This is a genomic window from uncultured Stenotrophomonas sp. (assembly GCF_963519925.1).
Lineage (GTDB): Bacteria > Pseudomonadota > Gammaproteobacteria > Xanthomonadales > Xanthomonadaceae > Stenotrophomonas > Stenotrophomonas maltophilia_AE.
In genome coordinates this window covers 1-25962 of the sequence record NZ_CAUQPH010000050.1, presented here as the reverse complement: position 1 = coordinate 25962, position 25962 = coordinate 1, and the positions used below count along the sequence as shown (strand labels likewise).

At 67.7% G+C, this 25962-nt stretch carries 25 protein-coding genes; 2 read left to right on the top strand and 23 right to left on the bottom strand.

All coding sequences use genetic code 11. The features are described 5' to 3' along the window. The 13 genes from RWO33_RS10985 to fusA form a co-directional block, all read right to left on the bottom strand. Window positions 1-729: alpha/beta-hydrolase N-terminal domain-containing protein (locus RWO33_RS10985; RefSeq protein ID WP_314104856.1), on the bottom strand; the 729-nt coding region annotated here is incomplete at its 3' end. Beyond that, window positions 729-2156, bottom strand: a complete 1428-nt coding sequence (locus RWO33_RS10980; RefSeq protein ID WP_314104855.1) for a basic amino acid/polyamine antiporter — start codon at window positions 2154-2156, stop codon at window positions 729-731. The genes RWO33_RS10980 and RWO33_RS10985, both read right to left, overlap by 1 nt. 6 nt (window positions 2157-2162) lie before the next feature. Further along, the gene (locus RWO33_RS10975; RefSeq protein ID WP_314104854.1) at window positions 2163-3587 is read right to left on the bottom strand and encodes a basic amino acid/polyamine antiporter; all 1425 of its coding nucleotides are present in this window, start codon (window positions 3585-3587) and stop codon (window positions 2163-2165) included. 98 nt (window positions 3588-3685) lie between these two features. Beyond that, complete coding sequence (locus RWO33_RS10970) at window positions 3686-4351, bottom strand: ATP-binding cassette domain-containing protein (RefSeq protein WP_314104853.1); 666 nt, start codon at window positions 4349-4351, stop codon at window positions 3686-3688. Beyond that, entirely contained in the window at window positions 4341-5021 is a 681-nt protein-coding gene (modB, locus tag RWO33_RS10965) for a molybdate ABC transporter permease subunit (RefSeq protein ID WP_145477647.1), read from the bottom strand. Before modB ends, RWO33_RS10970 begins: the two co-directional genes overlap by 11 nt. A 3-nt stretch (window positions 5022-5024) precedes the next feature. Continuing rightward, a complete protein-coding gene (gene modA, locus RWO33_RS10960; protein ID WP_314104852.1) occupies window positions 5025-5777 on the bottom strand; it encodes a molybdate ABC transporter substrate-binding protein in 753 nt (250 codons plus the stop codon). After that, complete coding sequence (locus RWO33_RS10955; protein WP_314104851.1) at window positions 5774-6253, bottom strand: molybdenum cofactor biosynthesis protein MoaE; 480 nt, start codon at window positions 6251-6253, stop codon at window positions 5774-5776. Before RWO33_RS10955 ends, modA begins: the two co-directional genes overlap by 4 nt. Window positions 6254-6255: 2 nt before the next feature. Beyond that, window positions 6256-6516, bottom strand: coding sequence for a MoaD/ThiS family protein (locus RWO33_RS10950; RefSeq protein WP_314104850.1), 261 nt, complete (start codon window positions 6514-6516; stop codon window positions 6256-6258). After that, window positions 6513-7769 (bottom strand): gephyrin-like molybdotransferase Glp, encoded by a 1257-nt coding sequence (glp, locus tag RWO33_RS10945; RefSeq protein WP_314104849.1) that lies wholly within the window; start codon window positions 7767-7769, stop codon window positions 6513-6515. The genes RWO33_RS10950 and glp overlap by 4 nt, the downstream gene beginning before the upstream one ends. Next, the gene (gene moaCB, locus RWO33_RS10940) at window positions 7766-8764 is read right to left on the bottom strand and encodes a bifunctional molybdenum cofactor biosynthesis protein MoaC/MoaB (RefSeq protein ID WP_314104848.1); all 999 of its coding nucleotides are present in this window, start codon (window positions 8762-8764) and stop codon (window positions 7766-7768) included. The genes glp and moaCB overlap by 4 nt, the downstream gene beginning before the upstream one ends. 7 nt (window positions 8765-8771) lie before the next feature. Then, the gene (gene moaA / locus RWO33_RS10935; protein WP_314104847.1) at window positions 8772-9773 is read right to left on the bottom strand and encodes a GTP 3',8-cyclase MoaA; all 1002 of its coding nucleotides are present in this window, start codon (window positions 9771-9773) and stop codon (window positions 8772-8774) included. A gap of 136 nt (window positions 9774-9909) precedes the next feature. After that, the gene (locus tag RWO33_RS10930) at window positions 9910-10830 is read right to left on the bottom strand and encodes a M14 family metallocarboxypeptidase (protein ID WP_314104846.1); all 921 of its coding nucleotides are present in this window, start codon (window positions 10828-10830) and stop codon (window positions 9910-9912) included. Between the two features lie 245 nt (window positions 10831-11075). After that, entirely contained in the window at window positions 11076-13112 is a 2037-nt protein-coding gene (fusA, locus tag RWO33_RS10925; RefSeq protein WP_314104845.1) for an elongation factor G, read from the bottom strand. On the opposite strand from fusA, the gene RWO33_RS10920 reads away from it, so the two are divergent. After that, complete coding sequence (locus RWO33_RS10920) at window positions 13105-13299, top strand: hypothetical protein (protein ID WP_314104844.1); 195 nt, start codon at window positions 13105-13107, stop codon at window positions 13297-13299. The genes fusA and RWO33_RS10920 overlap by 8 nt on opposite strands. A 315-nt stretch (window positions 13300-13614) precedes the next feature. Further along, on the top strand, window positions 13615-15816 hold the full coding sequence (locus RWO33_RS10915; RefSeq protein WP_314104843.1) for a TonB-dependent siderophore receptor: 2202 nt from the start codon (window positions 13615-13617) through the stop codon (window positions 15814-15816). Window positions 15817-15822: 6 nt separating this feature from the next. Here the strand turns inward: RWO33_RS10915 and RWO33_RS10910 are convergent, their stop codons facing one another. The 10 genes from RWO33_RS10910 to RWO33_RS10865 form a co-directional block, all read right to left on the bottom strand. After that, window positions 15823-17016 (bottom strand): DUF1120 domain-containing protein, encoded by a 1194-nt coding sequence (locus RWO33_RS10910; RefSeq protein WP_314104842.1) that lies wholly within the window; start codon window positions 17014-17016, stop codon window positions 15823-15825. Next, window positions 17013-19517 carry a fimbria/pilus outer membrane usher protein gene (locus RWO33_RS10905; protein WP_314104841.1) on the bottom strand — a complete coding sequence of 835 codons (2505 nt, stop codon included), beginning with the start codon at window positions 19515-19517 and terminating at the stop codon, window positions 17013-17015. Before RWO33_RS10905 ends, RWO33_RS10910 begins: the two co-directional genes overlap by 4 nt. 136 nt (window positions 19518-19653) lie before the next feature. Continuing rightward, the gene (locus RWO33_RS10900) at window positions 19654-20286 is read right to left on the bottom strand and encodes a DUF1120 domain-containing protein (protein WP_314104840.1); all 633 of its coding nucleotides are present in this window, start codon (window positions 20284-20286) and stop codon (window positions 19654-19656) included. 28 nt (window positions 20287-20314) lie between these two features. Beyond that, window positions 20315-20950: a DUF1120 domain-containing protein gene (locus RWO33_RS10895; protein ID WP_314104839.1), complete on the bottom strand. Its 636-nt coding sequence runs from the start codon at window positions 20948-20950 to the stop codon at window positions 20315-20317. Window positions 20951-21041: 91 nt separating this feature from the next. After that, window positions 21042-21683 carry a DUF1120 domain-containing protein gene (locus RWO33_RS10890; protein WP_314104838.1) on the bottom strand — a complete coding sequence of 214 codons (642 nt, stop codon included), beginning with the start codon at window positions 21681-21683 and terminating at the stop codon, window positions 21042-21044. A gap of 159 nt (window positions 21684-21842) precedes the next feature. Next, a complete protein-coding gene (locus tag RWO33_RS10885) occupies window positions 21843-22568 on the bottom strand; it encodes a fimbria/pilus chaperone family protein (protein WP_314104837.1) in 726 nt (241 codons plus the stop codon). A 277-nt stretch (window positions 22569-22845) separates the two neighbouring features. After that, window positions 22846-23487, bottom strand: coding sequence for a DUF1120 domain-containing protein (locus tag RWO33_RS10880; RefSeq protein WP_314104836.1), 642 nt, complete (start codon window positions 23485-23487; stop codon window positions 22846-22848). A 73-nt stretch (window positions 23488-23560) separates the two neighbouring features. Continuing rightward, a complete protein-coding gene (locus RWO33_RS10875) occupies window positions 23561-24199 on the bottom strand; it encodes a DUF1120 domain-containing protein (protein WP_314104835.1) in 639 nt (212 codons plus the stop codon). Between the two features lie 274 nt (window positions 24200-24473). Continuing rightward, window positions 24474-25238, bottom strand: coding sequence for a heme ABC transporter ATP-binding protein (locus tag RWO33_RS10870; RefSeq protein WP_314104834.1), 765 nt, complete (start codon window positions 25236-25238; stop codon window positions 24474-24476). After that, window positions 25235-25962 (bottom strand): iron ABC transporter permease (locus RWO33_RS10865; protein WP_314104833.1); only part of this gene is annotated, 728 nt, incomplete at its 5' end. The genes RWO33_RS10865 and RWO33_RS10870, both read right to left, overlap by 4 nt.

The window sequence follows — 25962 nt, the reverse complement described above, 5'->3', positions numbered from 1 at the left end:
GACGTACTCGCGCCCTGCCCGCCCCATCTGCTCCCACGCCACCAGCGAACCGGGGCCACCGCTGCTGCCGGGGCGGTCCGGCGCGGTGGCGTCGGGCGGCATCAGCGCGTCGGCCTTGCGGAACGATGCATCGGCCGCGTGCAATGCGCCACGCAGCAGCACCCCGTTGGCGATGTTGAAGAACAGCACCGCCGCCACTACGATGCCCAGCAGCCGCGCCACCGGCGCCGGCATCACCCGACGCGACAACGTGCCGACCCTGCCTGCCACCCAGGCGAACGCACGACCCAACACCAGCAGCACCGCGAATACCAGCAGCGCGAGCAGCAGCAGCCGCAGCGAGAAGCCCTCGTCCATCGGGGGAAGCCCCATCACCGCGCGCACCGAGTCCTGCCAAGGGCGCACCCACCACGCCATCAGCACGCAGGCCAGCACACAGACCCATGGCAGCCAGCGCAATGCACGACGCAGCCTGCCCTCGCCCAGGGTGGGCAGCATCAAACGCTGCCACAGCGCGGACAGCGCCACGCCGATCAGGTAGCCCAACGCAACGCACACCCCCGACAGCAGCCCCTGCGCCACGTAACCGCGCGGCACCAGGCTGGGGGTGAGCGAAGCAATGAAGAACAGCGTGCCCAGCACCTGCCCGGTGCGGCACAGCGGCCCGCGGTACGGCGCGCTCAACCGCAGCAGCGCTGTCCGCCATGGCGGTCCAAGGGTGTCGCGCATCACAATCGCAACCGGCCGCTGCCGAAACCGACCAGCGCGACCACCGCCATCACGCACAGCACCACCAGCACCACCCGTTCGCCCGGCCGGAACGCGATGCCGCGCTGCCGCTGCCAGCGCCAGAACAGGATCGAACCGGGCACGTACAACACCGCCGACAGCAGCAGGTAGCGGCTGCCGCCGGCCAGCAGCATCGCGGCGGCGTAGAGCGTTGCGATGGCGGCAATCCAGCGCATCCGCGCATGTGCGGCGGCGTCCGGGGCGTCCGCGCCACCCAGCGACAACTTCAGCTGGTAGGCGGCCACCAGCAGGTACGGCACCAGGGTCATGGCGCTGGTCATCTTCAACGCCAGGGTGAAGGCGTAGTCGGCAAACCAGCTCACCAGCAGGAACGCCTGGATCACGCCATTGGTCAACCACAGCGCCGCACTCGGCACCCCGGCGCGGTTCTCGCGGGCCAGGCTGCGTGGCATGGCGTCGTTGAGCGCCGCCGAGTGCAGCACCTCGGCCGCCAGCAGCGACCACGACAGGTAGTTGCCCAGTACCGATACCAACAGGCCGATGCTGATGAACAGACCACCCCAGCGACCGGCAATGGCCTGCATCACCCCGGCCATCGACGGCGTCGCCAGCGCGGCCAGGTCCGGCCGCAGCAGCACGCCATAGGACAGGATGGTGACCATCACCAGCAGGCACAGCACGCCAAGGAAGCCGGCGACCGTGGCAATTCCCACGTCTTCGCGGCGCCGGGCATAGCGCGAGTACACGCTGGCGCCCTCGATACCCACGAACACGAACACGGTGAGCAGCAGCGTGCCGCGGGTCTGCTCCCACAGCGTGGACGCGCCGGGCGGCTCGAACCCCCACAGGTTCAGCGCGAAGATGTCGGCACGGAAGCCGATGAACAGGAATACGATGAATACCGCCAGCGGCACCAGCTTGGCCACCGTGGCGATGGTGTTGATCAGGGCCGCTTCCTTGATCCCGCGAAGAATCAGGAAGTGGAAGGCCCACAGCAGCAGCGAGGCGGACAGGATCGCCAGCACCGTGGTGCCGTCGCCCAGCGCCGGGAAGTACTGGCCCAGGGTAGCCTTGATCAGGATCAGGCAGGCCACATCGGCCAGGCAGCAGCCCAGCCAGTACCCCACCGCCGACAGCAGGCCGGCGTAGTCGCCGAACCCGGCCTTGGCGTAGGCGTAGATGCCGGTGTCGAGCTCCGGCTTCAGCCGCGACAGCGACTGGAACACGAAGGCCAGCATCAGCATGCCGGTGCCGGCGATCAGCCAGGCCAGCAGCGCGCCGTAGACGCCGGTGTTGGCGGCGAAGGCCGACGGCAACGCGAAGATGCCGGACCCGATCATCGAGCCGACCACCAGCGCGGTCAGCTCCAGCAGCGACAGCTTGCGGCTCCCCGTGGCGGACGTCATGGCCGGTCAGATCTGGATGTAGCCTGTCGCGATCCAGTAGACGCCGACCAGGGCAGCCACCACCGCCACGGCCAGGATGATGAAGTCCGACGCCTTGGTGAAGATCTTCCCGCCCTGCTCCTTCCGCGCCCAGAAGTACAGCAGGCTGCCGGGGGCATACAGCACCGCCGACAGCACGATGAACTTGATCCCGCCGGCATACAGCAGGAACGCGGTGTAGATCGTGGCCAGGATCGCCAGCGTGAGGTCGCGCCCCCGCTCGTTGGGCCGCTGGTCGTAGGTCTCCCCGCGTCTGGTGATCTGCAGCCCGTAGGCCGCCACCAGCAGGAACGGGATCAGCGACATCGCGCTGGTCAGGTTGAGCATCAACGAGAAGGCGTCGCGCGACCAATAAGTGGAGATCACGATCAGTTGGATGATGATGTTGGTGGCCCAGAGCGCATTGGCCGGCACGCCGTTGGCGTTCTCGCGCGCGAAAACGGCCGGCATGTCCTTGGTGCGCGCCGCCGCCGACAGCACCTCGGCGCAGATCAGCGACCAGGTCAGGTACGCGCCCAGCACCGAAATGAGCAGGCCCACGCTGACGAAGATCGCGCCCCAGCGCCCGACCACGGCCTCCAGCACCGCGGCCATCGACGGCTGGCGCATGCCGGCGATGTCGGCGCGCTCCATCACCGCGAACGGCAGCAGGGTGACCAGCACCATCAGCGTGGTCACGACCAGGAACCCGGTGATGGTGGCCGCACCGACGTCCTTGCGGTCCTTGGCGTAGCGCGAGTACACGCTGGCGCCCTCGATGCCCAGGAACACGAACACGGTGACCAGCATCGTGGCCCGGACCTGTTCGAAAATGCTGCCGGTGAGGTCGCCGCCGTAGAAGTTGAAGCGGAACACGTCCATCTTCATCGCAAAGGCGATGATCACCAGGAACACGATGATCGGAATGACCTTGGCGATGGTGACGATCTTGTTGATCGCCGCGGCCTGCTGTACGCCGCGCAGGATCATGAAGTGGAACAGCCAGATACCGGCCGAGGCGACCAGGATCGCCACCACCGTGTTGCCGTCACCGAACACCGGGAAGAACGCGCCCAGGGTGGATTTGATCAACACCCAGTAGGAGACGTTGCCGATGCAGCTGCCGATCCAGTAACCGAACGCGGACAGGAAGCCAGGGTAATCGCCGAACCCCTCCTTCGCATAGGCGAACACACCGGCGTCGAGATCGGGTTTGCGCTCGGCCAGCATCTGGAACACCCGCGCCAGGGTGTACATGCCGAGGCCGGCGATGGTCCAGGCCACCACCGCGCCCAGCGGACCGGTGGCACCGGCAAAGGTCCTGGGCAGCGAGAAGATCCCCGCGCCGATCATGCCGCCTACCACCATGGCGGTGAGTTGCATGCGCGTCATCTTGACGACATTCGAGGACATGGCCGGCGTCCGCATCAGAATGGAGGGTTCAGGATGGAGAGCAATTTGTAAATCGGGTGTGAGACGTACCCGGGCTATCCGGAATCCGACACCTTCGCTCAGCGCAGGACCTTGCCGTCCACCAGTTCCACCACCTGCTGCCCGAACATCGCAACGTCCGCCGGGTCGTGGCTGATCAGCAGCAGTGGCACGTCGGTGGCGGCCAGCACGTCCAGCAGTTCCTGGCGCAGGTGTGCGCGCAGGTCATGGTCGAGCGCGGCGAACGGCTCGTCCAGCAGCAGGGCCTGCGGCCGGGTCACCAGCGCACGCGCCAGTGCGGTCCGCTGGCGTTGCCCACCCGACAGCTGCGACGGCAGCATCTGCGCCAAGTGCTCGATGCGCAATGCGCGCATCCAGCGTTCCACCTCTGCGTCGCGCTCGCGTCGCGGCGGGTTGAACCAGCCATGGTGCAGGCCGAACCCGATGTTCTGCCGCACGCTCAGGTGGGGAAACAACGCGTAGTCCTGGAACACATAACCGAGCCGTCGCTGCTGTGGAGGCCGATGGATACCCAGCGAAGCATCGAACACCACCTCACCACCCAGGCGCATGCTGCCCGCCTGCGGCCGCATCAGCCCGGCGATGGCTTTCAGGGTCAGGCTCTTGCCGGCGCCCGACGGCCCGAACAGCACCACCTGGCGCTGGCTGCACTGCAGCTGGATATCCAGCTCGAACTGCTGCCCGGGCGCGCTGAAGACCCGGCGGATGTCGAGTTCAAGCCACATCGCGCGGCGCCTGTCGACGGCCCACCAGCCGCGCCGCGGCCAGCAGGATCACGATGCATACCACCGAGGTGAGGATCACCAGCCCATTGGCCTTGGCGTCCTGCCCGGCCTGCACCGCTTCATAGATCGCGATGGACAGGGTCTGGGTACGGCCGGGAATGCTGCCGGCGACCATCAGGGTGGCGCCGAACTCGCCCATAGAACGCGCGAACGCCAGCAGCAGCCCGGCCAGGATGCCGCGCGAGGCCAACGGCAGGCTCACCCGTAGGAACAGTGCAACGCCGGAAACGCCCAGCGTGCGCGCGGCCTGCTCCAGCTGGCCGTCCACCGCTTCGAACGCGGCGCGGGCCGGTTTGAACACCAGCGGCAGCGAGGCCACGGCCGCGGCGATCACGGCCGCCTGCCAGGTGAACACCAGGTTGATCCCGAACGTGTCCTGCAGCCACGCGCCGAGCGGTCCGTTGCGGCCGATCACCACCAGCAGGTAGTAGCCCAGCACGGTGGGTGGCAACACCATCGGCAGCGTCAACAGCGTATCGAGCAGCTCACGCCCCGGAAAGCGATGACGCGCCAGCAGCGCACCCAGCGCCACCCCCAGCACCAGGTTGATCGCGGTCGCGCAGCCGGCCACCTTCAGCGACAACCACAACGCGGTCCAGTCCAGCGCCATGGGTCAGGGGGCGCCGAAACCATGCCTGCGCAGGATCGCCTGCCCCTGCGGCGAGCGCACGAAGGCCACGAAACGGCGTGCCTCGACCGCGTGGCGGGTGTCCTTGACCACCGCCAATGGATACGAGATCGGTGACTTCAACGGCACCACGAACGCCTGCCGCACCTTGCCGTCCGCGGCCTTCAGGTCGCTCGAGTACACGAAGGCGGCATCCACTTCGCCACGCGCCACATAGTCCAGCGACTGGCGTACGTTCTGGGTGGTGATGGTCCTGGCGGCCATTGCCTGCCACAGGCCCGCGTCCTGGAGTGCAGTGCGCGCATAGCGGCCGACCGGCACGCTGTCCGGGTTGCCGATCGCCACCCGCTGCACGCCCGCCGTGCCAAGCGCGGCCAGCGTGGCAGGCACGCTGCGCGCGTCCCGCGGGACGACCACGACCAGCTGGTTGCTGGCGAACAGCTGGCGGGTGCCGGCCATGAGCAGGCCCTGTTGCGCGGCCTGGTCGAGCGTGGCGGTGTCGGCCGTGGCCAGCACATCCACCGGCGCGCCGCGCGCGACCTGCTGCAGCAGCACGCCCGACGCGGCGAAGTTAAGGTCCACGTCGGCGCCCGGATACGCGCGCTCATACGCCTGGGCGATGTCGCGGAAGCTTTCGGTGAGGCTGGACGCTGCGGACACGGTGAGCCCCGCCGCACCAGCGGGCAGCGCGACCACCAGCGAAAGCAGGCACAGCACGCCTCGTATCGTGTGGATCATGCGCCGGTCCTGTCGTGTACGGGATCGGAATGGCACAGCGAACAGCCTTCGCTCCAGACGCTGTCGCCATCCTCGTAGTGTTCCTGCTTCCAGATCGGCGCACGGTGCTTGACCGCCTCGATCAGCGCACGGCAGGCGCGGAAGGCCTCGTCGCGATGTGGCGTTCCGGCTGCGACCACCACCGCCACCTCGCCCACCGCCAGGCGCCCCTTGGCATGGCCAACGTAAAGCTTCAGGCGTGGGCCGAATTCGGCCTCCACCTCGGCCGCCAGCTGCTGGAAGGTCGCCACCGCAAGCGGCACGAACAGGTCGTAACTAATGCCCTGCACCGCACGTCCGTGGTTCAGGTCGCGCACCTTGCCGATGAACATATCGATGCCGCCGAAACCGGGATCGGAGACGAAGGCGATCGCCTCGGCCGGATCCAGCGCGGATTCGCTGCGTTCCACCACCCGCAGGCATTGGCGCTCGTGCATGCTCAACCTCCGCTCACCGGGGGCAGCACCGCGACCCGCCCATCAACAGGCAATGCGTCATCGTCGCGCAGCACCCGCTCCTCATCGGCGAACGCCGAATAATCGAGCAGGCCGCTGCGGAACGTGGGCCAGCGCGCTGCCAGCTGGACCTGCAGGGCCCGGCGCAGGTCCGCGACCGAATCGCCCTCCACCTCGACCTGCAACACCCGCTCGGGCACCAGCTCGGAGAACGCACCAAACAGCTGCAGCTCGATCATGTTCATGACACCTCCATGGCGGCCAGGCGCACCGGATCGCGGTGCCCCCAACCCTGTACCTGCACCGGCGTACCCGCCCGTGCCACGTCATCTTCACCGTCCAGCACCACCCAGGCATTGGCCTGCAGCATCGACATCAGCCGGAACGATTCCTGCCCGGCCAGCACCCGCGCCGACAGCTGTCCGTCCGCACCCAGTTCCACCCGCGCGCGCGCGTGGAAGCGCATCCCGGGTGGCTTGCGCACGTCGGCCCGTAACGGCAGCTGCAGCGTGGCCTCGGCGGCCATGCCGAGCAGCCGCCGCAACACCGGTTCCACGAAAAAGCGCTGGCCGACCGCGGCCGATACCGGGTTGCCGGGCAACCCGAAGTACAGCGTCCCCCCGGGCAGCTGCGCGAACAGCAGCGGCTTGCCTGGACGGATCGCCACCTTGTGCACGTGGATCGTTGCCCCGCGCGCGCGCAGCGCGTCGGGGATGAAATCGTAGCGCCCCTGCGACACCGCGCCGGTGCTCAGCACCAGCTGCGCACCCGCGTCCAGCGCGGCCTGCAGCGCGACATCGAAGGCGGCGACGTCGTCGCCGACCACGCCCTGCCACACCACGCGGGCCCCGGCGGCCTGCAGGCGACCGACCAGGTACGGCCTGTTGCTGTCACGAATCTGCCCACCGCCCAACGCCTGGCCGGCGTCGGTCACCAGCTCGCGGCCGGTGGAGATCACCGCCACCCGCGGCTGCGCGCGCACCTCGACCTGGCCCACGCCGGTGGCGTTCAGCAGCGTGCAGGCGTTCAAGGACAGGCTGCTGCCGGCCGTCAGTACCGTTTCACCACTGCCCACGTCCTGGCCGCGCAACCGCACGAACTGGCCCGGTGTCACCGATTGCAGCAGCGCGATCCGCTGCGGGCGTCCCGCCGCCGACGACAGTACACGGACCTGTTCGACCGGAATCACGCTGTCCAGCCCGTCGGGCATGCGCGCACCGGTCATGATCTCCCACGCGCCCTGCCCGCCCGCGCTGGCGTCGTCGCCCGCGGCCTGCCAGCCCTGCACCTCCAGTTCGGTGCCGGCCTCCATCGGCACGCCATCGCAGCGCAAGGCGAAGCCGTCCATCGCCGAATTGTCGAACGGCGGCAGGCTCTGCGGGCTGTCCACATCGCGCGCCAGCACGCGTCCGGCGGCGTCTTCCAGTGCCACGGTCTCCGCTGGCAGCACGTGCGCGCACGCCAGCATCCGCTGCAGCGCGTCGGCGTAGGCCATCATCGGTGGTCGCCGCCGTCGATCATCTGCAACGCATGGCCCAGCACCGGCGCCAGGATGTCCAGGCACTGGCTGGCGGCACGCGGGCTGCCGGGCAGTGCGAACACCAGCATTTTTCCCAGCTGCACCACGTCGGCGCGGCTCAGCCAGGCCATCGGCGTGTGCTGCGCGCTCAGGCTGCGCACCATCTGCGCCAGTCCGTCCACGCGACGCCCGCCCACCGCCAGCAGCGCCTCGGGTGTCAGGTCACGCGGTCCCAGCCCGGTTCCGCCGGTGCACAGGCACAGCCGTACGCCGGACGCTTCAAGCGCCTGCAGCCGGCCCGCCAGCGGCTGTACGCCATCGGGCAGCACTTCGGCTGCGGTCACGCTGCCGCCCAGTGCCTGCAGTCCCTCGACCAGGCGCGGACCAGACAGGTCTTCGTAACTGCCGTCGCTGGCGCGGTCGCTGAGCGTGATCACCGCGCACGCGGCGCCCTGCAGCTGGCGCGGCGCGCGCGGCTGGTAGCGTTCGCGCTCGGCCGCGTCCATGCCGGCGGGATGGATCCACACGCCGCGCTTGCCGCCTTCCTTGAACAGCAGGCGCACCGCGCTGATCTCCAAGGCCGGCTCGACCGGCTTGCTCAGGTCATACAGGGTCAGCAGCGCGGCGTTGACGCCGGCCAGCGCTTCCATCTCCACCCCGGTACGCGCTTCGCTGGCGCATTCGCACCAGACCCGGATCGCCTGCCGTTCGGGGACCGGCGCGCAGTGCACGCGTACCAGCTCCAGCGGTAGCGGGTGGCAGAGTGGCATCAGCATCGACGCCATCTTCGCCCCCTGCAGCCCGGCCACTTCGGCCATCACCAGCGCATCGCCCTTGGGCAGGCGGCGCGCGACGATCAGCGGGTAGGCCACCGGCCCGGCCAGCAGTTCGCCCACCGCCACCGCGCGGCGTCGGGTGACGCGCTTGTCGCGCACGTCGGCCATGTGGAAGGCCACGGACAGGTCGCCACTCATCTGTTGCTCATCCTCCAATCGAGGCCAGGTTCGGGGTCAACCCGGTGCGGCCCTGGTGCAGGCCATGGCCGGCGGCCTTCAGGCCTAGCTGGGTGGTGATTCGGGCCAGCAGCGCGTCGCGGTCATCGTCATGCTGCAACAACGGCCGCAGCGGCACTCCGAACTCACCGAACAGGCACAGCCGCAGGTCGCCGCGCGCGGTCACCCGCAGACGGTTGCAGCCCTGGCAGAAATCCTGGGAATACGGCGCAATCACGCCGATGCTGCCGCGATGCGCGGGGTGGGTGTACTCACGCGCGGGTCCGGCGTCGGCGGCGCGAGGGCGCAGCCGCCAACCGGCGGCCAGCAGCTGCTCCACCACCGTGCTGGCGCTCAGGTGGTGGCGCTGGAAATAGTCGGCGTTGTCGCCGGTGCGCATCAGTTCGATGAAGCGCACGCTCAAGGGGCGCTCGCGCAGGAACTCCATCCATGCGGGGAGTTCGTCATCGTTGAGCCCACGCAGCAGCACGGCGTTGAGCTTCACCGACGGCAGCCCGATCGCCTGTGCCCGCTCCAATCCTTCCAGGATCTCCGGCAGGCGGTCGTGCCCGGTGATGGCGTGGAAGCGTTCGCGGCGCAGGCTGTCCATGCTGACGTTGAGCGCGGTCAGGCCAGCGCGGTGCCAGCCGGGCAGGCGCCGCGGCAACAGGGTGCCGTTGGTGGTGATCGCCACCTTGCGGATGCCGGGCGTGCCGGCGACGCGCTCGATGACCTGGTCCAGGTCGCGGCGCAGGCTGGGTTCGCCGCCGGTCAGGCGGATCTTGTGCATCCCCAGCGTGGCGAAAGCGCGGACCAGCCGGCCGATTTCATCCACGTCCAGGAAACGCGGGCGACCGTCGGCCTGGTAGCCATCGGGCAGGCAGTAGCTGCAGGAAAAGTTGCACGCTTCGGTCAGCGACAGGCGCAGATAGGGAAAGCGGCGACCGAAGCCGTCGGCAAGCAAGGGACCGGTCGATACTGCAGCCGTCATGGTGCTCCCTGGAACCGGCAGCAAGGGCTGCAGGCAGTGTGGAAACCCGTGCTGCCGGACTCTCGCCGGACTGCACGCGCGTCAACCAAGGGCAACGCGCGCGCGCCGTCAGCTGTAGACCGTGAAACTAGCCGGTCTACGGTGACGACAATGCAAAATCCAGCCCTGCGCGGACCGCTGCCACCTGCGCCGCATTGCACTGCGCCGGGGTGGTGCGCGGGCTGTCCGGGTACACCTCGGTGGTGGTAGCGAAGCGCGCATCGGTGAATCCGGCGCAGGCGCCGATCGAGCGCGACTCGCCCCAGACCACGCCCGGGGACTGCAACGGCAGGCCGACCAGGTTGCCGTGGGCGTCGGCCGGGGCGATGTGGGTGATCGGCTCCACCGCCGCGATCAGCGCCCGCTGGAACGCCGGTTCCGGATTCTCGCTGTTGCCGATCACGTAGAAGCCGTCCGGAATGGTTTCCGGCACCCAGGCCCTGCCGTCGCGCGAGGCCAACGCCGGGTCGAATTCATGTGCGTCGCTGTCGGTGGTTTCGTGCAGGTCCAGGTGCACCCGCAGGTTGTCGTTGCGTGCTGCGATCCAGGCCATCAAGGCGGACGACTCGGTGATCTGGCCGCCGTCACGGAAGCTGCGGTTGGGGTCGAGCGCGTCATGGTTCCAGCGCTGGATGCGCTCGTAGCCCCACGGGCAGACGCAGGGTGCCACGATCAGGTTGATGCGGCCGGCGTAGTCGCTGGCGTGGTCGCGCAGGAACTGCAGCGCGCCGTGCACGCCACTGGTTTCGTAGCCGTGCACGCCGCCGGTGACCAGTGCGGTGGGCAGCGCCGGGTTCCAGTCGCGGGTCATGGCGAGCAGCAGCGGGTAGGTGTCGGTGCCGGCTTCGAGCTGGCCGTATCGTTCGATGGTGAATGCTTCAGGCAGCGCGTGCAGCGCGGTTACTACGTCTTCGGCGTAGCTGCGTTGGACGATCTGGCGTGCGCGCCATGCGGCCCGTTCGGCGTCGCCCCAGGGGTGTCCGGGGGTGCCGATGGGGTAGAAATGGGGGGTGGTCATGGGGGGTCCGGGATCAACGGTTGCGCGCTATTGTAGATGCGTGCGCAGGGTCATGGCTTTGACACGCATGGCAGTTACGTGCGCAGGGTCATGGCTTTGACACGCATGGCGTGTCACTACGATCCTTGGTCGCTCGGGTTTGGGGGGTCGAACGTTGGGGGTGGGCTGCTGCGTAGGGACACGCCATGCGTGTCCAGGGGGCCGACACTGTCGGCCCCCGTTCCCATTCCTGACGGCGGCGCTTTCTACGCCGCCGTTACTTCTTCGTAGCCGGTGAAGCGCATGTCGCTGGACGCGCGTCCCTGGGTCAGCGAGCGCAGCGAGGTGGTGTAACCGGACAGCTGCGCCAACGGCGCGTAGCCCAGCACTTCGGCACGACCGCCCTGGTCTTCGATCAGGGCGATGCGACCGTGGCGGCGGTTGAGGTCGCCTACCACGTCGCCGACGTTCGCCGACGGCACATGGACGGCCACTTCCATCACCGGCTCCAGCAGGGTCGTGCCAGCCTGCGCCAGGGCAGCTTTCACCGCTTCGGCACCGGCACGGTGGAAGGCCATGTCCGACGAATCCTTGGCATGGGTCTGCCCGTCGACCAGCGCGATCTCGATACCCACCACCGGATGCCCACGCGGGCCCTCCAGCAGTGCGCTGCGCACGCCCTTCTCCACCGCCGCCACGAATCCGCGCGGCACCACACCACCCGCGGTACGGTCGACGAAATGCACCTCGCCGTCCTCGCGCGGACTGACATCCAGCACCACCCGGGCGTACTGTCCCTGTCCGCCGGTCTGCTTGACCACCTTGCCTTCCACCCCGCTCAAGGCCTGCCGCAGGGTTTCCTGGTAGGCCACGCGCGGCGCACCGGTACGCACGTTGACGTTCCATTCGGTGCGCAGCCGCTCGACCATCACCTCCAGGTGCAGTTCGCCCATGCCCCACACCAGGGTTTCACCCGTCTCCGCATCGGTGTCGACATGGAACGACGGGTCTTCCTGGGCCAGGCTGGCCAGACCTTGCGCGATGCGGATCAGGTCGGCCGACTTTTCCGCGGTCAACCGCCATGCCAGCACCGCCTGCTGCGCGCGGATGGTATCCAGCAGCAGCGGGCGCGACGGCGCGCTGAGCGTTTCGCCGCTCACCGCATCCTTCCAGCCCAGCACCGCCACGATGTCGCCGGCGACGGCCTGCTTGATGTCATGGGTCTGGTCGGCCTGCACCCGCACCAGCCGGCTGACCCGGCGTCCCTGCGCATGCTGCGAACTGGCCAACGCATCGCCCACCTTCAACGACCCCGAATACACCCGCACGAAGCTCAACGCACCATGGTGCTGGTGGGTGATCTTGAACAGCAGCGCTGCCAGCGGGCCATTCGGGTCCGGTGGCAGGGACAGCTCGCCTGCGTCGGTCGTGGCCACCACCGCCGGCCGGTCTTCCGGCGCAGGCAGGTAGTCCACGATCGCGTCGAGCAGGGTTTCGATGCCCTTGCTCTTGAACGCAGCACCCGCCAGCACCGGCACGCCGGCACCGGCCAACGTGCCCCGGCGCAGTGCGGCGCGCAGCGCCGCCGCGTCCACCGCGTCGCCGGCAAGCCAGGCTTCGGCCAGCACCTCGTCGTGGTCGGCCACCGCTTCCACCAGCGCAGCGCGGCGCGCTTCCCACTCGCCCTGTTCGGCGGCGGTCCACGCACTGCGCGTCGGCTGGCCGGCGTCGTCCCAGCGCACCGTGCTGCGTTCGACCAGGTCGACCCAGCCATGGAAGTCACCCTCGGCGCCCAGCGGCCAACCCAGCGCCCACGGCCGCGCCTGCAGTTTGTCCTGCAGCTGGTCGAGCACGCGCTGGAACGAGGCGCCGACGCGATCCATCTTGTTGGCATACGCGATCAACGGCACGCCATGGCGACGCGCCTGGTGCCACACGCTTTCCGATTGCGGCTGCACGCCGTCCACGGCCGAGAACACCGCCACCGCGCCGTCCAGCACGCGCAGCGAACGCTCCACTTCAATGGCGAAGTCGATGTGCCCGGGCGTGTCGATCAGGGTCAGGTGGTGGGTCGGCTGGTCGCGCGGCGCCCAATGCGCCTGCACGGCGGCCGCGCCGATGGTGATGCCGCGCTCGCGTTCGATCGCCGAAAAGTCGGTGGTCGCGGCGCCGTCGTGGACTTCGCCGACGCGATGGATCTCGCCGGTTTTCCACAGCAGGCGTTCGGTGAGCGTGGTCTTGCCGGCGTCGATGTGGGCAATGATGCCGAGGTTGCGCCGAAGATTGAGAGTCTGGGTGTTCATGGGATGGGTCTCGCTGCTGCCAACTTCAGGGAGCCGCACGCCGCCGTTGGCTGACGGGGTGCGGCCAGGTTTGGGGCTCGGCGATCTGGTGCATGGCACGTTCTCCTTCGAACGGTTCTGGAACGGAATGGAAAAGCGGAAACGAAAAGAGCGCCCGGTGGGCGCTCTGTCGGGGGTGCTGCGCTGATCGTGGATCGATCAGCCGCCAGATGCACCGCGAGGCAGACGCGCCCGTCCCGCGACAGCGCGGGTGCGAGTAAAGAACGTCAGGAGCGGCATCGAAGTCATGGCGGTGGTCAGCGGGGATATCCGCGCATTCTAGACCTCTGCCCTCGCCACGCAAGGCTTTATTCACCACATCAATGAAACACTGGAGTCGTACTCCCGGCACACCACTCACCAGTGCAACAAAACCGCCCGATCAGGACTTACATGCGAATAGGTCGCAATTGCATCATTCAGGGAAGTCTCTAGAATGGGAGCGCACGTTCCGGATTCCGCCATGACCTCCTCCCCCGCTTCATTCCGCCGGTTGCGTCCCAACCTGCTTGCCTTCGCCTGCGGCCTGGCCGCAGCCGCCTTCGCACCTGCCGTGCTCGCGCAGACCGCCACCGCGCTGGACGCCGTGCAGGTCAACGCCTACCGCGCCACCAACAGCACCAGTGGCGCCACCAAGACCAGCACCGCCATCGCCGAAACACCACAGTCGATCGCCGTGATCGAACGCGCCGAACTGGACGCGCGCGGCGTGCAGTCGCTCAACGACGCCATGCGTTACGTTGCCGGGGTAAGCCTGGAAAGCAGCGGCATCGACAACCGCGTGGACGATTTCCGCATCCGCGGTTTCGACGCCGGCAGCTGGGCCAACAACGTAACCCTGGATGGCATGCGCGCACCGCAGGGCAGCCAGTGGAACCGCAGCATGTTCGACAGCTGGAACCTGGACCGCGTCGAGGTGCTCAAGGGCCCTTCCGCGGTGATGTATGGCCAGGTCGCTCCCGGGGGCATGGTCAACCAGGTCAGCAAGACCCCCACCCCGGACCAGCGGCAGCTGCTGCGCCTGGGCCTGAATGCGGACGGCCAGTACAGCGCGGCCTTCGACGTGGGCGGCGGCAGCGCTGACGACGCGCACCTGCTGCGCCTGGTCGGGCTGTATCGCGATGGCGACACCCAGATCAAGCACACCGAGCAGGAACACTGGTTCCTGGCGCCCAGCTACACCTGGCAGATCGCCGAGCGCACCCGCCTCACCCTGCTGGGCATGTACCAGAAGGATGATGGCGGTTCGACCTACCAGTTCCTGCCGATGGCCGGCACGCTCACCGCCACCCCGTACGGTCACATGAAGAGCAGCACCTTCATCGGCCAGCCGGACTGGAACACCTACGACCGCACGCTGTGGACGGCCGGCTGGATGTTCGAGCACGCGTTCAACGAGCACCTCACCCTGACCCAGAACGCACGCCGCACCCATGTGGATTCGCTCTACCGAGGCGTGGTCACCTTCGGCGCGCTCAACGCCGACGGCCGCACCCAGAACCGGCGCGGCGTGCAGGGTACCGGCGACTCGGACGGCGACACCTTCGACACCCGCCTGCAGGCGCGTTTCGCCACCGGCGCGGTCGACCACACCGTGCTGCTCGGCTGGGACTGGCAGCGTGCGGACTGGGAAGGCGTGCGCAGCGCGATGAGCAACCCGCGCCCGATCGATATTTTCAACCCGGTCTACCTGCCCTACCAGCCCACGGTCACCAGCGAGACGCCCACCAGCGGCATCAACCGCCAGAGCGGCGTGTACCTGCAGGACCAGCTCGCCGCCGGCAACTGGCGCCTGACCCTGGGCGGGCGTTACGACTGGACCAAGGACGACACCCTCAGCGCCACCCGCAACATCGCCACCGGCGTGTCCCAACCCGGCCCGCACAACGTGATCAAGAACGAAGCGTTCACCGGCCGGGGCGGCCTGCTGTACGTGTTCGACAACGGGCTTACCCCGTATGTCAGCTATGCGGAATCGTTCCAGCCGGCCACCAAGTCGCCGCTGGACAGCTTCACCCGCACCGCCTTCGAGCCGGTCACCGGATCGCAGTGGGAAGCCGGCCTGAAGTACCAGCCGGCCCGCGTCGACGGCCTGGTCACCCTGGCGGTGTACGACCTGCGCCAGGAAAACATGATCGTTGACGATCCGGTCGCCAGCCATCGCAACTGCGGCGCCACCGGCACGGTGGTCTGTTCCATCCAGGGCGATGAAGGACGCGTGCGCGGCATCGAACTGGAAGGCCGCGTCACCCCTGTCGCCGGCCTGAGCGTGATCGGTGCCGCATCGCGGATGGAGTCGGAAATGCTGCGTTCCAGCGCCTATCGCGGCAGGCAGCTGGCGATGGTGCCGGACCTGACCGCTTCGTTCTGGGCCGACTACACCTTCCAGGCCGGCCGCCTGCGCGGGCTCAGCCTGGCCGCCGGCGCGCGCTACAACGGCGTCAGCTACGGCGACAGCGCCAACCTGTACCGCATTCCGTCCTACACCCTGTTCGACGCCGCGATCCGCTACGACCTGGGCCAGTTCGGCAGCACCGACGTGAAACTGGCGCTCAACGCTAGCAACCTTGCCGACAAGCGCTACGTGTCCACCTGCACCGGGGTGTCGTCCTGCTACTACGGCAGCGGCCGCAGCGTGATGGCAACGGCGACGTTCGGCTGGTAAGCGGCCTTACAGGTACACGATCTCGACGGTGACCCCGCCGTCGAGCAGCACCTCCTCGCCGGCCTCCAGCACGGAAGTCGGCGCCAGCTGGACATCCACCTGCAGCGGCGCACTCAGGTTGTCGACGGCGCCGGGCACGACCTGGCCGGGCGCGGCGAAGGCGTACACCGCGGCATGCGCGTCGAAGCGTTGCAGCGGCGCGCCCTCCTCCTGGCCACTCCAGTTGTCGGCACGCTCGCCGGTGCCGCGCAGCACCTGCATCGTCTGCCCGTCCATGATCACCGCGCCGAACGACAGCATGTAGATGCCTGCCACCCCGCCGCCGCGCGGTGCCAGGGCGAAGCGTGCCGGGCCCGGTATGTCGGCCGCCCAACCCGCCTCGGTGCCGGCGCGGTTGTCCAGCAGCTTCACCGCCAGCCGCGTGGGTCCGCTGCAGTTCAACTGCAGCTGCACCGTCCGCCGCGGCAGTGCGTAGGCGGCGTCCGCATGCAGGCTGCTGCGCGGCACCGTGCCGAGCTCGAGCACCGACGGCGTCAGCCGCGGCGTGCACGAGCGCGGCATCGCCTGCGCCCGCAGTCCCAGCGCGGCGAACTGACGGGCGTCCTCGGCATCGATGATGCCTTCCGCTTCCCATACCTGCGCATCGCGCAGCGCGGCCAGGTCGGCGCTGACCCAGGTTTCCACGTCGATCTGCGCCGACAGTCGGCTCCCGGGTACCTGCATGCCCGCGCGCATCGGCACCCATGCATGCTCGGGCAGCCACTCCAGGCGTTCGGCGATGGTGGTCGGCGGCTCGCCGGGCACCGTCACCAGGCCGATGTCCACGGGCAGTTCGTCCACCCGCACGTCGTGCACGCGCAGGATATAGCCGCCCCCGCCGCCGAAATCGTACTGTGACGAATTGCGTGAAGGCGCATGGAACAGCATGGTCAGGTTGATCGGCTGCGGGCAGACCAGGTTGAGGAACAGCGTGCGCGCGGGCAGCGGGATGCCGGTCGGGCGGATCAGCCCCGGCCCGCGCGACAACGCCAACGGGAGGGGGGTGGCCTGCACGGAGGTGAGCTGCCCGTAGTCGATCATTCCCGGTGACAGCGTCATGGTGCAACGCTTGAGCGGATCGATCCGCGCCTGCGCCGCGCCACCCGTCGCCAGCAGCAGAAGCAACAACATCAGCCGCACCGCCTGTCCGTGGATGCTCATGGTGAAGCCTCCGCCACGCCGGGCGTGCAGATGACCGTCGCAGAAGGCATGGTCACGGTTTCATCCTCGTGCTCGTCCAGGCGGTAGCTGAGCGTGCACACGCGTTCGTCGGGCAGGTGCAGCTCCAGGATCTCGCCGTCCACCGCGTCGCGGACGAACAGCGAGCCCGCGGCGGTGACCATCCCCACCAGGTCGTCGTTGCTGCGGAACGCGGTGGTGCCGTGCGGCAGCGCGGTGCCGTCGGGATGCTTCGGCAACAGCTGGATACGCCGGCTGAAGCGCGCGTCCAGGTCGAGCTGCGCCACCGCGCCGCGCCCGGCATCCAGCGATACCACGCCGTTGTCCAGGATCATGTTGCGCGGCAGGCTGTTGGTGTTCACCTCGACCAGGCTGGTCACGTAAGGGGTGAGCTGCGCCACCACCGCCTTGCCCCACGCATCGGTCCAGACCGGGCCATACGGAGTACCGATCTGCACCCCGGCGATCCTGTCGCTGAGCGCAACGATGCCGAACGTATCCTGGATCGGATACGGCGACAGGGTGACGCCGCGACCATGCAGGGCGACGCCCCCACTCATCAACACCGAGCTGGACGAGTTCCCCAGGCTGGAGCGCGTATACGAGACACTGGTCTGCAGATAGCGGGGCAGCCAGGCGGCCGAGGCGCTGCTGTCGGTCCGGCCGGTCCAGGAATCCCGATCGACCGCGAGCCGGTAGCTGAGCGTATCGCTGGGCGCATCGCTGTAGGACAGGCCGACGCGTTCCCCGGAGCGGTCGTGCTGGACATTGGCGCGTGCCTGCCGGCGACCGCCCAGGGGCACGCTCACGCTCAGGTATACCCGGTAGGCATCGCCCTCCACGGTGTCCCGCCTGCCGTCCGGCACGTCGCGCTGTGCCAGGTCACGCTCGGCGTTGAGCGATACCGACGCCCAGGGAAAACTGCGGCCCCACGACAACGACGCGCGCGAGGTCGGGCGCCCGTCGAACACGGTGGCGCGCGAGTACCCCGCACTGATCGAACCCAGCCAGCGCGTCGACCAGCTCAGCGACAGGTTGGCCTGCTCGCGGTAGCGCGCGCGGGATCCGCCGCTGGCATCGATCGACATCACATCGACCAGCTCGCGGTACGCGCGGGACTGCATCGCCACCCCCGCATTGAGCGAAAGCTGGCTGCCCAGCACCTGCTGCACGCCGATGCCCGCATGCCAACCCGTGTGCGTGCCGGCGTCGTCGCGTGCCTGCGAAAGCAGCACGTAGGGATTGATCGAGGTGCCATGGCGCCAGCCCAGGAACGCGCTGCTACCGAGCGCAGCGTAGTCCTGCGCCGCCATCGCCGCCACGCTGCCGGTGCCGCGGCCGCCCAGCGCACCGCTCCAGCTGGCACTGGCCACCCAGGGTTGCCGTCCCGGCGCCAGCTCCATGTTGCGTACCCGCCCCAACGCAAGCGTGTAGCCGCTCTGCGGGCGCACCAGCCCGGCAAGGGCCACCGCCGGCACGGTGAAGCCGTGTTCCCTGCCGTCGGCCTCGATCACCCTCACCTCCACATCGGTCAACGCCGACAGCGCCGGCAGGCCGGACAGGCTGAAACGCCCGGCGTCCACCACCGTGGCATACAGCAGCACACCGCGCTGGCGTACTTCCACCCGCGCGGTAGAGTCGGCGATGCCGCTGATCACCGGACCGTCGGACACCTGCAGCCCGGCTTCGGGCAACAGCTGCACGCCGGTGAACGCAGTGCCGGGCAGCACCGGGCTGAGCATGTCCAGCTCACCCAGCTGCACCACCGTCTTCCAGCGGGCGAAGCTGCGCTGGGCGTAACTCTGGGTAACGTCCAGGGTCGCTTTCTCCTTCGAGCGGGTGTAGTTCTGGCGGCTGCGGAAGATCCAGTCGCCGGCGTTGAAGCCGGCCTCGGTGATCGCCGCCACGTAGGTGCTGGCGCCGCTGCTGCCATCGCTGCGGGTGGCCATCACGCTGTAGTTGAACAGGCCGCCCACCCCGCCCTGCACGAATCCGTCCACGCCGCCCCGCCCCGGCTGGCGGCTCTCGCCGGGCACCAGCAGGGTCACCGTGCGCATGCCGGGATCCTTTTCGACCACCGTGGCCGGGAACGCCCGCCTGAAATCGTCGCAGGCCAGCATGCCGCCAGCGCCACTCGGCTTGGGAGATTTCAATCCGGCGCGGTCCAGCAGCGCCTGGTCCATGCACAGTCGCCCCTCCTCGTCGAAGCGGACCACCGCCTCGCCGATCCGCTGGGTGTTGACCACCAGCGTCACCCGCTGCTCGCCGGGGGTGAAGCGTGCGCCGCGACTCAGGTACTCACCCAGCTTCGGGTCCAGGCCGCGCTGCCGCAGCAGGTCGGCATCGAACTCCAGTTCTTCGTCCTCGTCCTGTCCCTCGCCAACCACGTCAACGGGCGCACCCGCTTCAGCGGCCAGCTGCTGGCCCCGCGCAGGCGTCGCAAGCAGGGAGCCGCACAGCAGCAGGCTGCCCATCCATTGCATCGATTGAACCGTATCTGTCCGGCCCATCACCCCGTACCTGTTGCCTGGAATCCCCCGATTCACCAGCAACCGCAACCGCGCTCACGCCGGTTCCGGCACAACGGCACCGCAGCGGCCTGCGGCCGCAGTCGTTCGCTTACAGATAGATCACATTGAGGCTGATGCTGCCGCTGATGTCCACCTCACCTTTCAGGCGCAGCACCTCGGTCGGCTGGATCCTGGCGCCGATTACCACGTTGCCCTGCAACGTGGTGGTCGGCGCGGGGCCGTCCACCACGCCCAGTTCCTTGGCGAACCCGCGCAACCGGTTCGGTGGCATGTCGCTCAAGGGCGCGGCGCTGGACGCATCCCAGGTGGCACCGCTGTCGGAAGATGCGGTGCCATAGCCGGGCACGCCATCGACGGTCACATTGCCCAGGCTGAGCTCGACCCCGCCGATGCGTTCGGATTCCGGGGTCAACCCCATGCCATACATGTTGGTATACGCGGCACTTTCGTGGCGGTTGTCGTTGCCCTCGAAGGCCAGCAGCACCGGCGATCCGCAGGACACCGCCAATGTCAGCGACACCGGATCCAGGTCGGTGTAGGTGCTGGAATTCAGCGTCGCCGCATTGATGATGCCCAGGTCGGCGACACCGCCATTGCCCAGCTGGACGTCGCATGCCTCCGGCAGGATCCGACCGCTGATGGAAACATCGGCCGATTGCGCAAGGACACGTGGCGCCGCGGCGACACAGGCGACGGCAAGCAGGAACGTGGCAAGCTTCATGGTGGCATCCTCTTCCAGCAGTAGGGGGTCAGAGGTAGATCAGGTCGATGGTGACCCGCCCGTTGATCGGCACGTTGCCGTCGATGGTCAACGCGCTGGTGGGTTGGATGTAGGTGCGGATCTCAAGCTGGGTCTGCAGCGACGACAGGTGGTCCGGGCCGCCCACCGAACCTTCGGCGGCGGCGAAGCCATTGATCGAGGCCTTTCCGAGCCAGGTGGTACCGGTGTTGCCGCTGACCTCCCACTCCTGCCCGCCATCTTCAGAGCGCGTGTAGTAGACCGGCGCGCCGTCGGACGTCGGGTCCCTGAACCGGATGACCGCGCCGCCGATCTTCTCGCCATCCGCTGTCAGCCCCAGGCCATAACGGGTCACCACCGAGGCGCTGTCGCCGGTGTTGTCCGTGCCCTTGAACGCAAACAGCACCGGTACCTGGCAGGTCACTGTCAGCGGGACCAGCACCGGGGCGAGCGATGTCTCTTCGACCGGATCCAGTTTCTCGGCGAGTACGGTGCCCAGGTCGATTACGCCTCCACCACCGAGCTCGGCGCTGCAGGCTCCCGGCAGGATGGTGCCCACGATACTCAGGTCCAGCGACTGCGCGCAGACGCGCGGCGCCAGCACCACGCAGGCAATCGCCATCAGCATTCTGGAAAGCGTCAGCATCGCAACCTCCGCAGGGATCAGTACCGGTGAAACCACCACTACCGTTGTCCGACGCGCGCGGCGATGCGCGGCGTCGGAGGCTGGTGAACCGTTACAGGTACATCACGTTGATGGTGGCCTTGCCGTTGATCAGCACCTCGCTGGTCAGGGTCAGCGCGGCGCTCGGCGCGATGAATGCCTTGACTTCGAGCGTGCCCTGCAGGCTCTTCATGCCCGACGGCCCGTCGGCATCGCCCTGGGTCTCGGTGAAGCCGACCATGCCGTCGGTCGGGATGGGCGCAGGGTTGCCGGCAACACCGTTGGACCAGGTTGCGCCGCCATCGTAGGAGGTGGTCGCAAAGCCGGGCTTGCTGTCGATGCTGACGCCCTTCAGCCCGATCGTCGCACTGCCGATCTTCTCGTCCTCGGCGGTGCGGCCCAGCCCATAGCGGTGGGCCACGTACGAGCTGCCGTCGGTATTGTCGAAGCCCTCGAACGCGAGCAGGGTTTCGGCGTCACAGGTGACGCTGATGGTCAGCTCCACCGCATCCAGTGGGGTGCTGGTATCGGTCTCGAGCGCGTTCGAACGGATGTCGCCGAAGTCGGCAACCCCGCCATTGCCGAGGTCGATCACACAGGCGCCGGGCAGGATCTTGCCGGTGATGGACAGGTCGGCCGACTGCGCGAAGGCGTTCGGCGCGATGGCGGCGGAGGAAGCGATGGCCAGGGCCATCAGCGTGGTGGTGAGCTTCATGGTGGATACCTCGTGGCTTGATTCGCGGACGATTGAATTGAGCAATCGCTAATGAATGTTCGATTGACACAATGGAACGTCGCGAACAATACGGGTCATTTGCGCCGCTCAATATGCAAGTTCTTGCAAAATGAGGCCCATTACGTCGGATTCGCCAAGCTACTTTGCCTTGGCTATCGGCGCGTCAAAATGATCGGTCTGGAAGCCGTACACGGTGGCCGGGTAGATTCGAATGCTGCCATCCGTCGCCGCCTTGGGCGGAAGCTTGATGGTGAGGCGCCCATTGGGCAGCACGTAGGAACGGGGCAGTCCCAGTTCGGCGTTGGAGGGCAGCGACACGGCTTTCTGCGACAGACGCACGACGTAGGGGCTGTCGTTGCTGACCGTCAGATTGCCATCGGACACGGCCCACTTCAGGAATTTCCAGGGATCACTGACCAGCTCAAGCTTCGCGGGATGGATGAGCAATGGCAGGTTCTGGCTCACGGTCACGCCCACTTCGTTGCGCTTCTTGTCGCGCTTGATCCTGCCCGTGGCGCCCTCGAATACGACCCGGCGCAAGCGCTGCACCTCGGTTTTCCTGGCTTCGTCCAACAAGGTGAAGGTCACCTTCTGCTGCTGGCCGGCCTTGACCGTCGTCGTGCCGGACGGCGGGTCGATTGACGCCACTTCGACCGTGTCTTCGTCGATGGGCTTGATATCCACCATCAACATGTCGGTGGTCTTGCCGGTGTTCTTGACCAGGATCGACGTGGACGCCTGGTTGGTCGGCAGGATCACGATCGAGCTTTCCGGGGTCATGCCGTCGGCGCGGGCGTGCTGCGCGCTGGACAGGGCCACCAGGCCCGCGACAAGGACGGGGACAGCGAGGCGTGCGATAGCCATGGGACCAGCTCCTCAAGGGTATCTGGCTGCATATTGCCCGCGCGATGGATGAAGCAATGCGCAGCCGATGAATCCCCCGATTCACAAGCCCCCGGCCGGGTGCCGGGGCGATGCTGTTGCCTTGCTGGGCGCATTCATGCGCCCGATGCCGTGAAGCCATGGTGAAAGCGGAACATCTGGGCTCAAAAAAAGCTCCGGCACACCTGGGTGCGCCGGAGCCGGTTGTTACAGGCAGATCCGTTTCATCGTGGCATTGTGTTGCACCGGGAACTGCCAGTCACAGATACATTACGTGGATGGTTGCGCTGCCGTTGATGACGATCTCATCGGTAAGCGTAAGGCTGCTAGCCGGCTGGATGTAGGCACCAACCCGAAGAACGGCCTGCAGCGATTCGATCGGAGACGGGCCCGTGTTGCCGCCCTGCGTCTTTGCAAAACCCACCAGGTCCTTCTTGCCAATGTTGTAAGGACCGCCGGCGGTGGCCGGGGTCCAGTTCTGGCCGTTGGTGTAGGAACGCGTGAAGTATCCGGCGCCCCCATCAGCAGTCACATCGGAAAGGTTGAAGGACACACCGCCAATCTTCTCGTCGGCCGGGGTCAACCCGAGGCCGTAGTAGGACGACGACGGAGAACTGTTCTCGGCATTGTCAGTTCCCTGAAGTGCGAAGCGGACCTTCGACTCGCACGTGACGGTAACCGGGAGGTCGACCGGTTCAAGGACGGTGGTCAAGTCGGCATTGAGGGTGTCTGCACGGATATCGCCCATGTCGGCGACGCCGCCGTTGCCAATTTCGATGACGCAGGCGCCCGGGAAGATCCGGCCAGAGACGGACAGGTCGGCCGACTGCGCGAAGGCAGTCGGGGCAATGGCGGCCGAAGCGGAAACGGCCAGCGCAATCAGCGCAGTGGAAAGCTTCATGGAATATTCCTCTTGATGTCTGTCAGATGCTCCGACGCACCGCATATGCGGCACGTCGAAGCCGATGATGCAATTACAGGTAGAACAGGTTGATGGTCGCGCTGCCGTTGATCAGAACTTCGTCGGTAACGGTCAAGGCGCTGGTCGGCGCAATGGTGGCCCTGATTTTCAGGGTGCCCTGCAGGTTTTCAATGGCGGCCGGGCTCGCATTCGGTCCCGCGGCACTGAAACCAAGCAGGTGGTCCTTCCCGATGTGAGCGTATTCCGGATACGCATGGATCACCCAGTTCACACCGCCGTCGTCGGACGTCCGTGGCTGGCCTTCCTCACCATCAACGGTGACGTCAACCAGGCCAAGCCGGGCGCTGCCGATTTTCTCGTCAGCCGAGGTAAGCCCCAACCCATACTGCAACGCGTTGATCGCTGTGTCGGGAGTATTGTCGACGCCCTGGAACGCGAAGCGGACGGCGGAATCGCAGGTCACGCTCATGGGAAGATCAACATCGTCAAGAACAGTATTGATATCGACCTGCAGCGTATCCAGGCGGATGTCACCCAGATCGGCGTTACCGCCATTGCCCAGTTCGACAACGCAGGCGCCCGGGAAGATCCGGCCAGTGACAGACAGGTCGGCCGACTGCGCGAAGGCGGTCGGGGCGATGGCGGCCGAGGATGCGATGGCCAGGGCGATCAGGGTCTTGGTGAACTTCATGGTGTGTGTTTCCTTGTGGTGGGTTATCAAACGATCGAAATGGTCAATCCCGAGCGGATGCTTGATTGACCCTGTGGAACGCCGCAAAGATTACGGGCCGATCGCGCCACCACACATGCAACATTGTTCAAAAGAGGCTGCAATTAGTTGTATTCGCGTTGAATGCGACACGCCGCCCGCGAGCCAGCGCAACGCACGGCACGCGCCTCCCCCACAGGGAGGAAGCACTATGCTAGGACGCTGGGGAGCAGCAAAAAGCGGGGAGAACCCGACGTCAGCTGACGACGACGAGCGGCACGTCGCGGAGCGGATGCCGCAGTACGACGACCGATTGCTGGTAGACCCGTTCGATGTGCTCGCGGGTCAACACCTGGTCGGGCGTTCCGTCCGCGGCCACCCTGCCCTGCTCCAGCAGCACGATGCGATCGGCGTAGCCCGCCGCCAGGTTGAGGTCGTGCAGCACCACGATCACGCAGGCACCTTCATCGGCCAGCCCACGCACGGTGCGAAGCGTGCGCTCCTGGTGGCGCAGGTCCAGCGCTGCCGTCGGTTCGTCGAGCAACAGCAGCGGCGTGTCCTGGGCCAGCACGCGCGCGAACGTGGCACGCGCCGCCTCTCCACCGGACAGTGTCTGTACTTCGCGGCGGCGCAGACGCGCCATCTCGGCCTGGTCCAACGCCTGATCGACCCGCGCCGCATCGCGGACCGGATCGGCCGGATGCGGCAGGCGTCCCATCGCCACCACTTCCTCCACGCTGAAGGCGAACCGCACCGCGTGGTCCTGCGGCATCACCGCGCGCTCGCGGGCCAGCGCCATCGCCTTCCAGCGGGCGATCGGCCGATCGTGCAGGATCACCTGCCCTGCGTCGGCCTCCACGTCACCGCTGGCGACGGCCAGCAGGGTGGATTTTCCCGCGCCGTTCGGCCCGACCAGTGCGGTCAGCGTACCGGGCGCGAAGCCAAGATGGATGTCGTGCAGGATCGGGCGCTCGCCGAACCGCACGCCCACGCCGTCCAGCTGCAGGAAAGGTGCACTCATACCACCCCGCTCCGCCGCTGGTGCAGCACCAGCCACAGGAAGAACGGTGCACCCAACGCGGCCGAAAACAGTCCCAACGGAATCTCCGCCGGCGGATCGAGCGTGCGCGCCGCAGTATCGGCAACCACGATCAGCAGCGCCCCGGTCACCGCCGACACCGGCAGCAGCCAGCGGTGCCCCGGGCCGACCAGCATGCGCACCACGTGCGGCACCACCAGCCCGACGAAACCAATGGAACCGGCAAACGCGACCGCCGCGCCGACCAGCAGCGCGCTGAACGCAATCAACTTCAACCGCGTGCGCTTCACGTCCAGGCCCAGATGCTGCGCCTGGCGCTCGCCCAGCGCCAGCATGTCCAGCGGCGTGCCCAGGCGCAGCAGCGCGACCGTGCCGAGCACGAACACCGGCAGCGCCGCCGCCACATCGGCCCAGTCGGCCTGCGCCAGCGACCCCATCTGCCAGAACACCAGCGACTGCAGCTCGCTTTCGCTGGCAATGTAGGTCAGGAAGCCGATCGCCGCCGAACAGAACGCCGCCATCGCGATCCCCACCAGCAACAGCGTCGCGGTGCCGGTGTTGCGACCGGGCCGCGCCAGCGCATAGGTCAGGCTGATCGCCGTGGCACCGCCCGCGAACGCCGCCAACGGCAGGGTCCAGCCGCCCACGCTGCCGGCACCGAGCACGATGGCCGCCACCGCCCCCAGCGCCGCGCCCTGGGTGACGC

Coding starts and splice junctions, on each gene's coding strand:
- RWO33_RS10980 (WP_314104855.1), bottom strand. CDS start 2,156: ATGACGTCCGCCACGGGGAGCCGCAAGCTGTCGCTGCTGGAGCTGACC.
- RWO33_RS10975 (WP_314104854.1), bottom strand. CDS start 3,587: ATGTCCTCGAATGTCGTCAAGATGACGCGCATGCAACTCACCGCCATG.
- RWO33_RS10970 (WP_314104853.1), bottom strand. CDS start 4,351: ATGTGGCTTGAACTCGACATCCGCCGGGTCTTCAGCGCGCCCGGGCAG.
- modB (WP_145477647.1), bottom strand. CDS start 5,021: ATGGCGCTGGACTGGACCGCGTTGTGGTTGTCGCTGAAGGTGGCCGGC.
- modA (WP_314104852.1), bottom strand. CDS start 5,777: ATGATCCACACGATACGAGGCGTGCTGTGCCTGCTTTCGCTGGTGGTC.
- RWO33_RS10955 (WP_314104851.1), bottom strand. CDS start 6,253: ATGCACGAGCGCCAATGCCTGCGGGTGGTGGAACGCAGCGAATCCGCG.
- RWO33_RS10950 (WP_314104850.1), bottom strand. CDS start 6,516: ATGAACATGATCGAGCTGCAGCTGTTTGGTGCGTTCTCCGAGCTGGTG.
- glp (WP_314104849.1), bottom strand. CDS start 7,769: ATGATGGCCTACGCCGACGCGCTGCAGCGGATGCTGGCGTGCGCGCAC.
- moaCB (WP_314104848.1), bottom strand. CDS start 8,764: ATGAGTGGCGACCTGTCCGTGGCCTTCCACATGGCCGACGTGCGCGAC.
- moaA (WP_314104847.1), bottom strand. CDS start 9,773: ATGACGGCTGCAGTATCGACCGGTCCCTTGCTTGCCGACGGCTTCGGT.
- RWO33_RS10930 (WP_314104846.1), bottom strand. CDS start 10,830: ATGACCACCCCCCATTTCTACCCCATCGGCACCCCCGGACACCCCTGG.
- fusA (WP_314104845.1), bottom strand. CDS start 13,112: ATGAACACCCAGACTCTCAATCTTCGGCGCAACCTCGGCATCATTGCC.
- RWO33_RS10915 (WP_314104843.1), top strand. CDS start 13,615: ATGACCTCCTCCCCCGCTTCATTCCGCCGGTTGCGTCCCAACCTGCTT.
- RWO33_RS10910 (WP_314104842.1), bottom strand. CDS start 17,016: ATGAGCATCCACGGACAGGCGGTGCGGCTGATGTTGTTGCTTCTGCTG.
- RWO33_RS10905 (WP_314104841.1), bottom strand. CDS start 19,517: ATGCAATGGATGGGCAGCCTGCTGCTGTGCGGCTCCCTGCTTGCGACG.
- RWO33_RS10900 (WP_314104840.1), bottom strand. CDS start 20,286: ATGAAGCTTGCCACGTTCCTGCTTGCCGTCGCCTGTGTCGCCGCGGCG.
- RWO33_RS10895 (WP_314104839.1), bottom strand. CDS start 20,950: ATGCTGACGCTTTCCAGAATGCTGATGGCGATTGCCTGCGTGGTGCTG.
- RWO33_RS10890 (WP_314104838.1), bottom strand. CDS start 21,683: ATGAAGCTCACCACCACGCTGATGGCCCTGGCCATCGCTTCCTCCGCC.
- RWO33_RS10885 (WP_314104837.1), bottom strand. CDS start 22,568: ATGGCTATCGCACGCCTCGCTGTCCCCGTCCTTGTCGCGGGCCTGGTG.
- RWO33_RS10880 (WP_314104836.1), bottom strand. CDS start 23,487: ATGAAGCTTTCCACTGCGCTGATTGCGCTGGCCGTTTCCGCTTCGGCC.
- RWO33_RS10875 (WP_314104835.1), bottom strand. CDS start 24,199: ATGAAGTTCACCAAGACCCTGATCGCCCTGGCCATCGCATCCTCGGCC.
- RWO33_RS10870 (WP_314104834.1), bottom strand. CDS start 25,238: ATGAGTGCACCTTTCCTGCAGCTGGACGGCGTGGGCGTGCGGTTCGGC.